The following is a 12,417-nucleotide window of genomic DNA, read 5'->3' as shown; positions in this document are numbered from 1 at the left end:
GCCGTACGATGTCTATCGGATGGCTCCGAGACAGATTGACAGGAGACGATCATGATGAACGCCCTTAAGTTCAGAACAGCCAGCCTGCTTGGCGCGAGCCTGATGGCTGTTGCGACAGTGAGCCTGTCCGGCGTGATCGCGCCGGCCTTCGCGCAGGAGCCCGCTCCCGAAGAAGCGCGACAGTTCAGTGCGGCCGCTGGTGAAAAAGTGAATGAGGCGCTACAAGCGATCAACGCCGATGATCCTCAGACGGCGATCAACATTCTCAACGGTCTTCTGTCAACCAATTCCGAGCTCATCCCTTATGAGCGGTCGATCATCTATCAGATGCTTGGTCAGAGTTATAATGACGTCAATAATATGTCGATGTCGCTGCAATCGTTCCAGAGCGCGATCGACTCCGGCGGCCTCCTGCCGGCGGAAGCCGAGCAGATCGAACTGGCGATCGCCCAGCTCCTGATCGCCAATGAGCAGTATCGCGAAGGCGCGTTGAAGCTGGAAGCCTTGCTGGCGCGCGGCGTTCAGGAAAAGCCGAGCTATGTCGATCTGCTCGTATCGGCCTGGGTCAGCGCCGAGGAATATCAGCGCGCGCTGCCATGGGCCGAACGCTGGTTCAACCGCGCCAACCCAAAAGAGAAGAAGCATTTCGACCTGCTGAATTTCCTCTACAATGATCTCGGCATGCCCGAACGTCAGGCGGATATCGTCAAGGAAATGATCCAGCGCTGGCCCGAAGATCAGACTAACTGGAACAACTGGATTTCGCTTCTGGCCAGCGGCGGACGTGAAAAAGACGCGTTCGAAGTCAATAAGATGCTCTATCTCGGTGGCGCGCTGACGAGCGAGCCCGACATCAAGAAGGTGATTTCCTACTATTCCTATTACGACATGCCTTATCAGGCTGCCGTGATCATGGACCGCGAGATGAATGCAGGGCGCGTGTCGCGCAGTGCCGACAATCTCAAGGAACTTTCCAACTACTGGCGCGCGGCGCGTGAATATGGCCGTGCAATCCCGGTTCTCGAAGAAGCGGCCAAGTCGTCGAGCAGCGCCAAGCTCTACGCCGATCTGGGCGAAGCCTTCTTTAATGAAGGGCAGTGCGACAAAGCCGAAACCGCATTCCGCCAGGCGATCGATCGCGGCTATGATGCCGGCAAATCCTGGATGCAGGTTGCGAACTGTATCTATGATTCAACGCAGAAAGCCTCACGTCTCGATTGCGAGATGACGGATGCACAGATGGATAGCGCACCGATCACGCAAATCCGGGCTAAAGCCATTCAGACCTTCCAGAAAGTTCCGTCGACATCGCGCGAAGCCCGCAATGCACGTCGCTGGATCAAGTTTATCACGGAAGAGCGTCAGGCGGTTGAAGCGCGTTGCGAGTTCGAGCGCAATGTCGAACGCGAGCTCTGCTACTCCAAAATCAAGCTTGAATATGACAATATCGTCTTTGCCGGTGGCGAGTTTGATCTGGAAGATGAGAATTGCCTGAAATTCAAGCCTGACTATGACAGGCTCTATGTCCGGACGACGACCGGCTAACGCCTAGCGCCGATTATCAGGATAATCACCCAGCCTTCGGGCTGGGTTTTTTATTGCCGGATATGGGCCACCGTGAGCCGTTTGCATCTCTTGCGTAGTTATGTTATACAGTAACTATATAAGGGAGTGACATTATGAGCGCAGCGCCTCTGGTTTTACAAATGGGTCAACATATCCGGCCGTATAAAGCCGCAACTCGCTCCCATGAGACGCTATCGGCCGCCATGTCGCGGCACGGCTCTCACGCAGCCTTTCTCCCCGTTCTGACGGGGGCCGCAATCATAACGGCGGGATTGTTCATCACGATGCAGACCTTGATATCGGAGGACTTCCGGCCGCAGGATAAGTCGGCTCGCGTGGCCTATGACATCAATCCCATAATCATCGATCCGCCACTCCGTCTGGATCGGCGACGACCCGATCCTTTGAAGCAAGTCGAAATTCCGCCCGCCCCTCCGATGATCGGAGTCCCTGAGACCGGACGCCCCCAGGAAACGCTTGTGCCCGTGACACATACACCTGTTCACGTACCGCAACTCACATTCGACTTTCCGACGACGCTAAGCCCGATTGACCGCGACCCCGAACCGATTGTCCGAATACCACCGGCTATGCCGGGGCTGGCGGATCGTTCCGGACATTGTCTTATCACCTTCGATATTAGCGGGGATGGAAAACCCTATAATGTGGCGGCGCAGTCCTGTTCACAGACGCTGTTCAGGCGTGCTGCCGTGCAGGCGGTCAGTCGCTGGACCTATCGGCCAGAACTGGTCGAGGGCCGACCTGTCGCCCGAACGGGACTCCGGACGCGGATCGTTTTCAATCTGACGGATGAACAGGGACGGCTTATCCCGGAATAGGGGGCTTAGTTCCGGTTCGAAAAGACGAGCGCCGCAGAAATTGCGGCGGCACCGAATTCCTCTTCCCGCGGGATGACCCCGTTCTTGATATGCTTCAGCACTTCCGGGCTAAGCGACGCGGTCAGCGACCAGTTCCAGTAGCGTAGGACGGTCTGGGCCTTATCGGTGGAAATGGTGTCATATGTTTCCATGACGCGGGCGAAGGCCGGGTCTTCTTTTCCGTCTGGCGTCACGACGGCGCGTCCGAGACCCTGCCAGAGTTTTTCGAGATAGGGCCGTTTCAGGCCGGGCGCCTTGCAAAGGATGGCAAGCGGGTGGCCGCCCTTATCAGTCAGGATCTGCGCGCCCGTCGCAGGCTTGATCCCGGCCATATAGGAAATTTCGGCGGCCAGCGTCTTGGTCAGACCGGTCCGGGCGACGTCCTCGATTGCTTCTTCGAGGCTGCTATAAATGGATCGCTCCGTCGCGACACGGTTGCGTTGCCGCCGTTCGATGAATTGCAGAGCCTTTCGAACGCCAGCGTCCTGCCACTTGTCAGCCGCCGCCAGCGGGTAGAGATCGGCCGTGCTGTCCTGCAGCACATGTCGGGTGACGGCAAACCGTTGCAGAATACGGCGACGATTGGACGAATTCGCCCACCAGAACATGGTCAGCCCGTGGCTTGGTCGCGTTTCGTCACGTTTGGCCAGCAATTCGACATAGGGCTGGTGCGACCGCGAGACGACCAGAATGCGTTGGATCGCCGTTTCCGACAGGTTGCTGCCCTTATTCTTCAAAATCGTCTCGACGACATCTTCTTCCATGAATTCGACCAGCACGTCGACGACCGCGTCGGACAGATGTCGCCGCTGGGCGATCATGACGCGGTGTTCCATCCGGACCTTGCGTGCGATGTGGATCAGATCAGAATCGGTCAGGCTCTTGGAATTTTCCAGTACGTGACGCGCGATGTCGATCTCGTCCTTGGCCAGAATGATCAGGATGGTCCGCGGCGCTTCATTGAGCATGACGAGCCGTTTGGCGACCGCTTCACGCGTATCCGCATCGGCCGATCGCAACAGTTCGACCAGCACGTCGCCGGCCATGTGGCGTTCCTGCGGTGTCAACTTGGACTCAGGCAGGCAGATCGAATCAGCCAGACGTTTCACCAGTTGACGGCGCACCATATAGGACTGGGTCTCGACCTGCTGCGCAGGCGCCAATTCCAATGTCTGTGCGGCAATTGCCATAGAGGATCCGGTCATTGGCCAGGACGAAAGACAGGCCTGATGCGAAAACGGTAATCGGAAGCCCTTAACAGAGCATGACTACCCCCCTAGATGGGCGGCATGACGCAACCACGCCCGACCCCGCCGGAAACCGAAAAAAGACCGTTCAGGCAAAGCCGGTTCGGACATGAATGGACCGATGATTATGCATGGCTGAAGGACAGGGACTGGCAAACCGTTCTGCGCGAACCTGATGCGCTGTCAGCCGACATTCGCGCCCATCTGGAGGCGGAAAACCGCTATACGGCGTCTATTCTGGACCCGCTCGGCGGGTTGGAAGAAACCCTGTTCGAAGAGATGAAAGCCCGGCTGGAGCCCGCGCGATCGTCGACCAAACTGCCGGATGGACCTTATCGCTATTATCACCGCTTCGAACCGGGGCAGGAGCAGGGGGCCTATATGCGCGAGCCGCGTGAGGGCGGCCCGGCAACCATGATGCTCGACGCGGAAGCGCTGGCGGATGCTGCCGATGGCTTTTTCGATATTGGCGATGTCAGCCACAGTCCGGACCATGCGCGCGTTGCCTATGGGCTGGACCTGAAGGGGTCCGAGAACAATCAGGTCTTCGTCAAACCCATCGGCGGCGATGACGTCCATGATACGGGCATCGACACGGCAGCCGGTGCGCTGGTCTGGGCCGCAGACAGCGACATATTGTTCTGGGTCGAGCGCGACGTCAATCAACGACCCTCCAAAGTGCGGTTCAGATCCGTCCATGCGGAAGGCGAAGGCGATCTGACTTATGAAGAGGCCGATTCCGGTTTCTTCGTCGGTCTGGGGTCTTCGGATGATGATCGCCACATTCTGATTTCGGCGCATGATCACACGACGAGTGAGGTCTGGGCCGTGCCGATGGTCTCACCGCAAGTGCCGCCCGTCTGCTACGCACCGCGCCGCAACGGCGTGGAATATGCGCCCGCTCCGCAGGGCGACGCGACCTACATTCTGTCGAACGATCAGGGAGCGATCGACTTCGCGGTCTTCCGATCCGACACACCGCTGGGTGAGGAAAGCGACCCGGCGTCCTGGCAATCCTATATCGATCACAAGCCCGGTCGGCTGATCCTGGGACTGGAGACCTATGCGGGTCATATGGTGCGGCTGGAGCGCGAAAACGCCCTGCCACGCATTGTCATTCGCGACATGGCCACCGCGACGGAACACGCCATCGAGATGGACGAGGCGGCCTACTCGCTGGGTCTGGTCAGTGGCTATGAGTATGATACGACGACGCTCTATTACAGCTATAGCAGCCCGACCACACCGGCCTCCGTCTATGCTTATGATATGGTCACGCGCGCGCGTGAACTCGTACGGCAGCAGACGGTCCCGAGCGGCCACGATCCAGACGACTATGTCACCGAGCGGATCGAGATCGCGGCGCGAGACGGGGAGCGCGTGCCTGTGACGCTGCTCTACAGACAAGGCGTCAAGCCGGACGGCACCAACCCGTTGCTGCTCTACGGATACGGCTCCTACGGGCACACCATTCCGGCTGATTTTCGCACCGCTCGCCTCAGCCTCGTCGACCGCGGATTTGTCTATGCGATCGCCCATATTCGCGGCGGCATGGCCAAGGGCTATGACTGGTACGAGGCCGGAAAGTTGGATAGAAAAGTCAATACATTCAATGACTTCGTTGATGCCGGGCGGGTGCTCACCGAGCTGGGATGGACTTCGCGCGGCCAGATTGTCGCGCATGGCGGATCGGCAGGCGGGCTATTGGTCGGGGCTGCGCTCAATCAGGACCCTGGTCTGTTCGGGGCCGTGATCGGGGCCGTGCCCTTCGTCGATGTGCTCAACACGATGAGCGATGCGGACCTGCCCCTGACCCCGCCGGAGTGGCCGGAATGGGGTAACCCGCTAGAAGACGAAGCGGCCTTCCGGACGATCCTGTCCTACAGCCCCTATGAAAATGTGCGAGAAGCCGATTATCCGCCTGTCCTGATCACGGGCGGTCTGACCGATCCGCGGGTCACCTATTGGGAACCGGCCAAATGGGCGGCGACATTACGCGATCACCAGAGGGGCACGGCGCCGATCCTGCTGAAGATGAACATGGAAGCGGGGCATCAGGGCGAAAGCGGGCGCTACAAGTCGCTGAAGGAAACGGCGACCGACTACGCCTTCGCCCTCTGGGCCGTGGGGAAGGCTTAGACGAACCGCCCGGTTTCCAAATCCTTGCGCACGTTGCGGGCCTTGATGACGCGGCCATTCATCACGGCATAAACGCCGGCGGGCAGGGTTTGCGCGGCGATGACGGCGCCGCCCAGATTGAATTCCGCATCGGAGCGCCAGAGCGATTGCGGGCGCATCGCGCCTGACAGGACGACGGTTTTCTGTCCGATATTGCCGTTCAGATGATGCGCGGTCTGTTCCATCGTACCGGTGCCGTGGGTAACAACGATATGGTTTTCAGGCGCATTGATGACGGCCTGCAGGATCGCATCGCGATGATCTTCGGACATGTCCAGACTGTCGATCGACATCAGGCTCTGCACGCGCGGAAAGTCCGTCCGCCCATATTTCAGAATGTCGGAAACCGCCGTGCTGCCATCGAAAACGAGCCGCTCCGTGCGCACATCATGCACCTTGTCGATCGTTCCGCCCGTCGTGAGGATGAGGATATCCAATCTTGCCTCCTGAACGCCAGATAAACGCCTTGCGGACCTGCTATGCAAATTCGCGGCTTCTCCTTTTGCGCGCCTCTGCCACACCCTATATGGATTTTGCAGTAACCGGGACCCCCGAAAGGACAATTTATGATCCTCACCATGATGAAAGGCAAAATTCACCGTGCCACGGTGACTCAGGCCGATCTCCATTATGAAGGGTCGATCTCGATCGATCAGGACTTGCTGGATCTGGCCGGGATCCTGCCGAACGAGCAGGTGGACATCCTCAATATCGATAATGGCGAACGGTTCACCACCTACGCAATCACCGCTCCGCGCGGGTCCAAGACGTTCGGCCTGAACGGCGCAGCCGCGCGCAAGGTCCAGGTCGGCGACAGGGTCATCATCATCACCTACGCCCAGATGGACGCTGAGGTCGCCAAGACCTACGTTCCGGATGTGGTCCTGCTGGATGAGAATAATGAGGTCATCAGCCCGCCCCTGGCGGCCAACGGCTAAATGAAAGCAGCCGCTCTTCGGAGCGGGTTTTTTTCGTCTCCCCCTCCCTCGGACAGTTGGAGGGGCCGAATGCACTGAGACGAAGAGGGAGACGGATAAGAACACTGCGCAGCGCGCAGCCGTCATCGTCCGACCGCTGATCTGGCGGCAGAGGAAAAAGGTGCGGAGGGCGTCCGCGGTGTCGGCCTGTCCAGCGACCGGCCAGGGTGGCTATGGCGGTGGCGATTGCTGCCGCCGAAAACGGGCTTTCACCGCAGCACGGTTCTGATCATCCGGAGCCTTCTGTCCTTCAACGGTGTCTCCGGACTGGCTGGGCGTGGGGGCAAACCCACATCACAGCCGAACCGTGATCTCCGGCTCAAAGGTCGGTTAGCGTCCTACCCGCCCTCCGCATGACCGAAGATACGAGGGTAAAGTAGCCTCGCGTTTCGCATGCGGGGATCGGGTTTCTGCAGGCCGATAAGTTTCAATGAGTTGGCGCTGTTCGGGCCGGGGACCGATCTGGGTCGGTCCAACAAAAAAGCCCGCCGTGAGGCGGGCTTTCAAAAAGGGCTGTGAACCGAGACGCTAGTCTTCGTCGCTGGCGTCTTCGCCGGTTGCGATACCGCCTTCAGCGGTGTCTTCAGCCGGTTTTTCGATCGGCTCGGGGTGAGCGGCACGGCTCAGTTCGGCCTCAGTCGCCTGCATCTCGGATGCGTCACCTTCGACGACAGTTTCCTCGGACACGGCTTCGGGAGCATCGCCTTCGAACATTTCGGCGACCACTTCGGCCCGCTCTTGTGCGGCCTCATTGGCGTCGGCGCGTTCTTCGGCCATCTGCGTAGCGATCACGTCCTCACCTTTAGCCTGACGCTCGGCTTCGTCTTCGGAGCGTGCGACATTGACCGTGATCGGGACGGACACTTCGGCGTGCAGGCGAACCTGAACCTCATGAACGCCCAGAGTCTTGATCGGCTGTTCGACGATGATCTGGTTGCGCTTGACGGAAATGTCCTTGAGCATCAGCGACTCATAAATGTCGCGGACGGAAACGGATCCGTAAAGCTGGCCCGTATCGCCGGCACGACGGATCATGACGATCTGCGTTCCGTCAATGGACTTGCCTTCAATCCCGGCGCGTTCACGGTTTTCCGCGTTGCGCTGCTCGAGATATTCACGTTCGGCTTCGAACCGGACCTTGTTGGCTTTCGTCGCGCGCAGAGCTTTATCCTGCGGGATCAGAAAGTTGCGCGCGAAACCCGGCTTGACCGACACAACGTCGCCCATATTGCCCAGTTTTTCGACGCGTTCGAGAAGAATGACTTCCATGGTCTCGCTCCTCTTATTTCACTTCATAGGGAAGCAGGCCGAGGAAGCGGGCGCGTTTGATCGCCTTCGCCAGCTCGCGCTGCTTCTTGTGGGAGACAGCCGTGATGCGGGCCGGCGCAATCTTGCCCTTTTCGGACATGTAGCGCTGTAGCATCTTCGGGTCTTTATAATCGATTTTCAGGCCATTCTCGCCAGAGAAGGGACAGACCTTGCGACGACGCCGGAACGGGGTCCGGGACGGCAGGTTTTCAATGCGAATGTCTTCTTTTGCCATTGTCTTTGCCCTTTCCTAGTTACGGTCGCGGCGTTTGCGCTCTTCGCGCTTCTTCAGGATCGCAGACGGCTCGTCGCTGAATTCTTCGACAGAGATCGTCATATAGCGCAGAACGTCTTCGTTGATCCGGTGCTGGCGCTCAATTTCATGCAGCAGACCCGGTGTCGAGTTCACTTTCAGCATGGAATAATGCGCCTTGCGGTTCTTGTTCATACGGTAGGCGAGATTGCGCAGACCCCAATATTCGGCCCCTTCGACGGTCGCGCCGAGGGTTTCGATCTTGGATGCCAGGGTCTGCATGAATTCCTCGACTTGATTCGAGGAGATATCGGGGCGCGTGAGCACCACATGCTCGTAGAGAGCCATAAGTCAGTCCTTCAGACATGGTGACGGCAATGAAGGCCCGTGAAGGTGGGACAGACATTGATGGATGGGATGATCGGGACAATTCCCGAAACCCACCGTCAACCGGTGAAGCGCGGCGCATAGAAGGGCTTTGCGGGAGTTTCAAGCGAAAATGACGGTTGAACGTGACCCCTTTGGCATTGGCATGCCTCTTCGCAATCCGCTATGGCTAGGCCTTCACCGATCGTGAGGTATTCATGACATTCGCATTCACTTTTCCCGGTCAGGGCAGCCAGTTTGTCGGCATGGGGCAGGCACTGGCGGAAAACTCTCAGGCTGCGCGGGACGTGTTCGACCGAGTTGATTCGGCGCTGGACGAAAAACTGTCCGATCTGATGTGGAGCGGTCCCGCCGAAGAGCTGACGCTGACCGCGAATACGCAACCGGCTTTGATGGCCTGCAGTATGGCGGCGATGGCGGCGCTGGAAGAGGCGCACGGTATCACGGTGGATCAGGCGCAATTCGTGGCGGGGCATTCGCTGGGCGAATATACGGCGCTCTGTGCGGCAGGGGCCATTTCGCTTGAAGACACGGCGCGGCTGCTGCGGATCCGTGGCAATGCCATGCAATCCGCTGTCCCCGCCGGAAAAGGTGCCATGGCGGCGCTGCTGGGCGCATCCTTCGAACAGGCCGAAGCGGTCGTTGCATCCGGCATGGCTGAAGGCGATTGCCAGATTGCCAATGACAATGCGCCGGGTCAGATCGTGATTTCCGGGGAGCGGCGGGCCGTCGAGGCGGCCGCCGAGAGCGCCAAGGGGCACGGCGTGAAAAAGGCGGTCATCCTGCCCGTATCGGCCCCCTTCCACTGCTCGCTCATGCAGCCCGCTGCCGATGCCATGGCTGACGCGTTGGAAAATATCGACATTCATACACCCAGTGTCGGCGTCGTGAACAATGTGCAGGCCGGCCCGGTCACGGACCCGCTGCAAATCCGCACCGACCTCGTCACCCAGGTGACGGGCCGCGTCCGCTGGCGCGAAAGCATGCAATATATGTTTGATCAGGGCGTGAGCCTGTTCGGAGAACCCGGCTGCGGCAAGGTGCTATCCGTAATGATGCGCCGGGCCTTGCCTGAGGCCAAAGGACTTCCCATCGACACACCGGACGCGCTGGCGGAGTTCGCCGCGCTCGTGAAAGGATAAAGCGACATGTTCTCACTCGACGGAAAACGCGCCCTCGTCACAGGCGCGACAGGCGGTCTTGGCGGCGCGATTGCGCGAAAGCTGCACGCAGCCGGGGCGCATGTCGCCCTGTCCGGCACACGCGCCGAAAAACTCGAATCACTGGCCGAGGAACTGGGCGAACGCGCTGTCATCACGCCGGCCAACCTGTCGGATGGCGATGCGGTCGACGCCCTGCCGGGGCAAGCAACGGACGCGCTGGGCGGTGCGATCGACATTCTGGTCGCCAATGCCGGGATTACGCGCGACGGCCTTCTCATGCGCATGAAGCAGGAAGATTTCGATGCCGTCATTAAAATCAATCTGGAGAGCTATTTTCGCCTCGCCAAGGCCTGTCTGCGCCCGATGATGAAAGCGCGCGGCGGCCGGATCATCGGCATTACCTCCGTCGTCGGGGTGACGGGCAATCCGGGACAGACCAATTATGCGGCCTCGAAAGCCGGAATGATCGGCTTTTCCAAGGCGTTAGCGCAGGAAGTCGCCTCGCGCGGGATCACCGTGAACTGCATCGCGCCGGGCTTCATCAGCTCGCCCATGACGGACGAACTGAACGAAGCGCAGCGCGAGGCAACGCTTGCGCGAATTCCGATGGGAACGCTCGGTACGGGTGACGATATCGCCAACGCCACACTCTATCTGGCGTCCGACGAGGCCAGCTACGTCACCGGCCAGACGCTGCATGTGAATGGCGGCATGGCGATGATCTAGGCTGTGGCCAGCCTTCATCGCCTGCCAATAAGGTCCGTTCCAAGGGTAGCGAAGCCGATGGGGCTGTGCTAATCGCGGGCGGTCAAAACCCGGCTGGGGTTGTATTTCAAGGGACTAGCCCCAAAATAGCCACCGCAATGGCCGGAATCACCCGGCGACACACAGGGAAAATTTATGTCTGACGTAATGGCTCGCGTGAAAAAGATGGTCGTTGAGCATCTTGACGTGGAAGAAGAAAAAGTCACGGAAAACGCGCATTTTATCGACGATCTGGGCGCTGATAGCCTCGACAATGTCGAACTGGTCATGGCGTTCGAAGAAGAATTCGACATCGAAATTCCGGATGATGCCGCCGAGCACATCCAGACAGTCGGTGATGCCGTGAAATTCATCTCCGAAAAGGTCGGCTAAGACACTTTTCCTGCCCAATCAGAGGTTTCGATCATGCAAAGACGGGTCGTCGTCACAGGCTTAGGCCTTGTCACTCCTGTCGGTTGCGGCGTCGAGGCCGCTTGGTCCAATATTCTTGCAGGGCGTTCCGGCGCCCGCAGGATCAAAAATTTCGATGTTTCCGACATCGCCTGCAAGATCGCGGCCCAAGTGCCGCGCAAAAGCGAATTCCCCGACCGCAGCGACGCGTTTGACCCCGACACGGTCATGAGCGCGCGTGACGCAAAGCGGATCGACGATTTCATTCTATACGCGATTGCTGCCGCTGACGAAGCTCTGGCCGATTCCGGCTGGAACCCGAAAGCGCAGGGCGAAACAGCCCAGCACCGCACCGGTGTCATGATTGGATCCGGCATTGGCGGGCTGCAGACGACCTATGAAGCGTCCATCACCCTGCACGAAAAGGGCCCGCGTCGACTGTCGCCTTTCGTGATTCCGGCCATGCTGATCAATCTCGCGTCCGGCCAGACCTCGATCCGACATGGGTTGAAAGGTCCGAACCATTCCGTTGTGACCGCCTGCGCGACCGGCGCGCACGCCATCGGCGATGCGGGCCGTCTGATTGCGCATGGCGATGCGGATGTGATGGTGGCTGGCGGCGGCGAAGCGGCGATCAACCGACTAGGCATAGCGTCTTTTGTCGCCTGCCGGGCGATGACGACCGGGTTCAACGACACGCCGGAGAAAGCGTCCCGCCCCTATGACAAGGACCGCGACGGCTTTCTGATGGGCGAAGGGGCCGGCATTGTGGTTCTGGAAGAGTATGAGCATGCCAAGGCACGCGGGGCGAAAATCTATGCCGAACTGCGCGGCTATGGCCTGTCCGGCGATGCGCATCATATTACAAGCCCTGCGCCGGAAGGTGAAGGCGGGCTTCGCGCTATGCGGGCCGCGCTCGGCAATAGCGGGCTGGACGCCTCCGACATCGGCTATGTGAACGCCCACGGCACATCGACGCCGATGGGTGACGAACTGGAAGTCCAGGCTGTCGAAAAGCTCCTTGGCGATCAGGCGGCTCATGCGCTGATGAGTTCGACCAAGTCCGCGACCGGGCATTTGCTGGGCGCAGCCGGGGCGGTGGAAAGCATCTTCTCTATCCTGGCGTTGCGTGACGGCATGGCCCCGCCGACGCTCAATCTCGACAATCCGAGTGTCGATACGCCGCTCGATCTCGTTCCGCACACGGCCAAGCCGTTCGAAGCCAAGGCCGTTATGAGCAACAGTTTCGGTTTTGGCGGAACCAATGCGGCGGTTATCTTCGCCAAAGCTGATTAGCGCCCAATC

General features: G+C 59.4%; 12 protein-coding genes and 1 pseudogene. 8 read left to right on the top strand and 5 right to left on the bottom strand.

All coding sequences use genetic code 11. The features are described from left to right. Nucleotides 1-51: 51 nt before the first annotated feature. Nucleotides 52-1,545: a tetratricopeptide repeat protein gene (locus AB6B39_RS12145; RefSeq protein ID WP_284369979.1), complete on the top strand. Its 1,494-nt coding sequence runs from the start codon at nt 52-54 to the stop codon at nt 1,543-1,545. Between the two features lie 134 nt (nt 1,546-1,679). Further along, complete coding sequence (locus tag AB6B39_RS12140) at nt 1,680-2,405, top strand: energy transducer TonB (protein WP_284369980.1); 726 nt, start codon at nt 1,680-1,682, stop codon at nt 2,403-2,405. A 5-nt stretch (nt 2,406-2,410) separates the two neighbouring features. On the opposite strand, the gene AB6B39_RS12135 is transcribed toward AB6B39_RS12140, so the two are convergent. Beyond that, nucleotides 2,411-3,634, bottom strand: coding sequence for a DUF2336 domain-containing protein (locus tag AB6B39_RS12135; protein WP_284369983.1), 1,224 nt, complete (start codon nt 3,632-3,634; stop codon nt 2,411-2,413). A 99-nt stretch (nt 3,635-3,733) separates the two neighbouring features. Here AB6B39_RS12135 and AB6B39_RS12130 point away from each other — a divergent pair, with 99 nt between their 5' ends. Further along, nucleotides 3,734-5,830 (top strand): S9 family peptidase, encoded by a 2,097-nt coding sequence (locus tag AB6B39_RS12130; protein WP_284369985.1) that lies wholly within the window; start codon nt 3,734-3,736, stop codon nt 5,828-5,830. On the opposite strand, the gene AB6B39_RS12125 is transcribed toward AB6B39_RS12130, so the two are convergent. After that, nucleotides 5,827-6,306 carry an asparaginase domain-containing protein gene (locus tag AB6B39_RS12125; RefSeq protein ID WP_284369987.1) on the bottom strand — a complete coding sequence of 160 codons (480 nt, stop codon included), beginning with the start codon at nt 6,304-6,306 and terminating at the stop codon, nt 5,827-5,829. The genes AB6B39_RS12130 and AB6B39_RS12125 overlap by 4 nt on opposite strands. 129 nt (nt 6,307-6,435) lie before the next feature. On the opposite strand from AB6B39_RS12125, the gene panD reads away from it, so the two are divergent. Then, nucleotides 6,436-6,807: an aspartate 1-decarboxylase gene (gene panD, locus AB6B39_RS12120; protein ID WP_284369989.1), complete on the top strand. Its 372-nt coding sequence runs from the start codon at nt 6,436-6,438 to the stop codon at nt 6,805-6,807. Between the two features lie 726 nt (nt 6,808-7,533). Here the strand turns inward: panD and rplI are convergent. From rplI to rpsF, 3 genes and pseudogenes are all read right to left on the bottom strand, one after another. Continuing rightward, nucleotides 7,534-8,115 (bottom strand): annotated as a pseudogene (rplI, locus tag AB6B39_RS12115) (50S ribosomal protein L9); the annotation flags it as partial. 13 nt (nt 8,116-8,128) lie between these two features. Continuing rightward, entirely contained in the window at nt 8,129-8,389 is a 261-nt protein-coding gene (rpsR, locus tag AB6B39_RS12110) for a 30S ribosomal protein S18 (protein ID WP_284369993.1), read from the bottom strand. A gap of 15 nt (nt 8,390-8,404) precedes the next feature. Next, on the bottom strand, nt 8,405-8,755 hold the full coding sequence (gene rpsF / locus AB6B39_RS12105; protein ID WP_284369995.1) for a 30S ribosomal protein S6: 351 nt from the start codon (nt 8,753-8,755) through the stop codon (nt 8,405-8,407). Nucleotides 8,756-8,991: 236 nt separating this feature from the next. Here rpsF and fabD point away from each other — a divergent pair, with 236 nt between their 5' ends. From fabD to fabF, 4 genes are all read left to right on the top strand, one after another. Continuing rightward, nucleotides 8,992-9,936: an ACP S-malonyltransferase gene (fabD, locus tag AB6B39_RS12100; RefSeq protein ID WP_284369997.1), complete on the top strand. Its 945-nt coding sequence runs from the start codon at nt 8,992-8,994 to the stop codon at nt 9,934-9,936. A 6-nt stretch (nt 9,937-9,942) separates the two neighbouring features. Further along, complete coding sequence (gene fabG, locus AB6B39_RS12095; protein ID WP_284369999.1) at nt 9,943-10,683, top strand: 3-oxoacyl-[acyl-carrier-protein] reductase; 741 nt, start codon at nt 9,943-9,945, stop codon at nt 10,681-10,683. 174 nt (nt 10,684-10,857) lie between these two features. Further along, a complete protein-coding gene (locus AB6B39_RS12090; protein ID WP_284370001.1) occupies nt 10,858-11,094 on the top strand; it encodes an acyl carrier protein in 237 nt (78 codons plus the stop codon). A gap of 33 nt (nt 11,095-11,127) precedes the next feature. Next, nucleotides 11,128-12,408, top strand: coding sequence for a beta-ketoacyl-ACP synthase II (gene fabF / locus AB6B39_RS12085; protein WP_284370003.1), 1,281 nt, complete (start codon nt 11,128-11,130; stop codon nt 12,406-12,408). The last annotated feature ends 9 nt before the right edge of the window (nt 12,409-12,417 follow it).

This window comes from Algimonas porphyrae (assembly GCF_041429795.1).
In the GTDB taxonomy this organism is placed as follows: Bacteria; Pseudomonadota; Alphaproteobacteria; order Caulobacterales; family Maricaulaceae; genus Litorimonas; species Litorimonas porphyrae.
The sequence above is the reverse complement of the archived record's forward strand: the minus strand, read 5'-3'. Positions and strand labels throughout refer to the sequence as shown.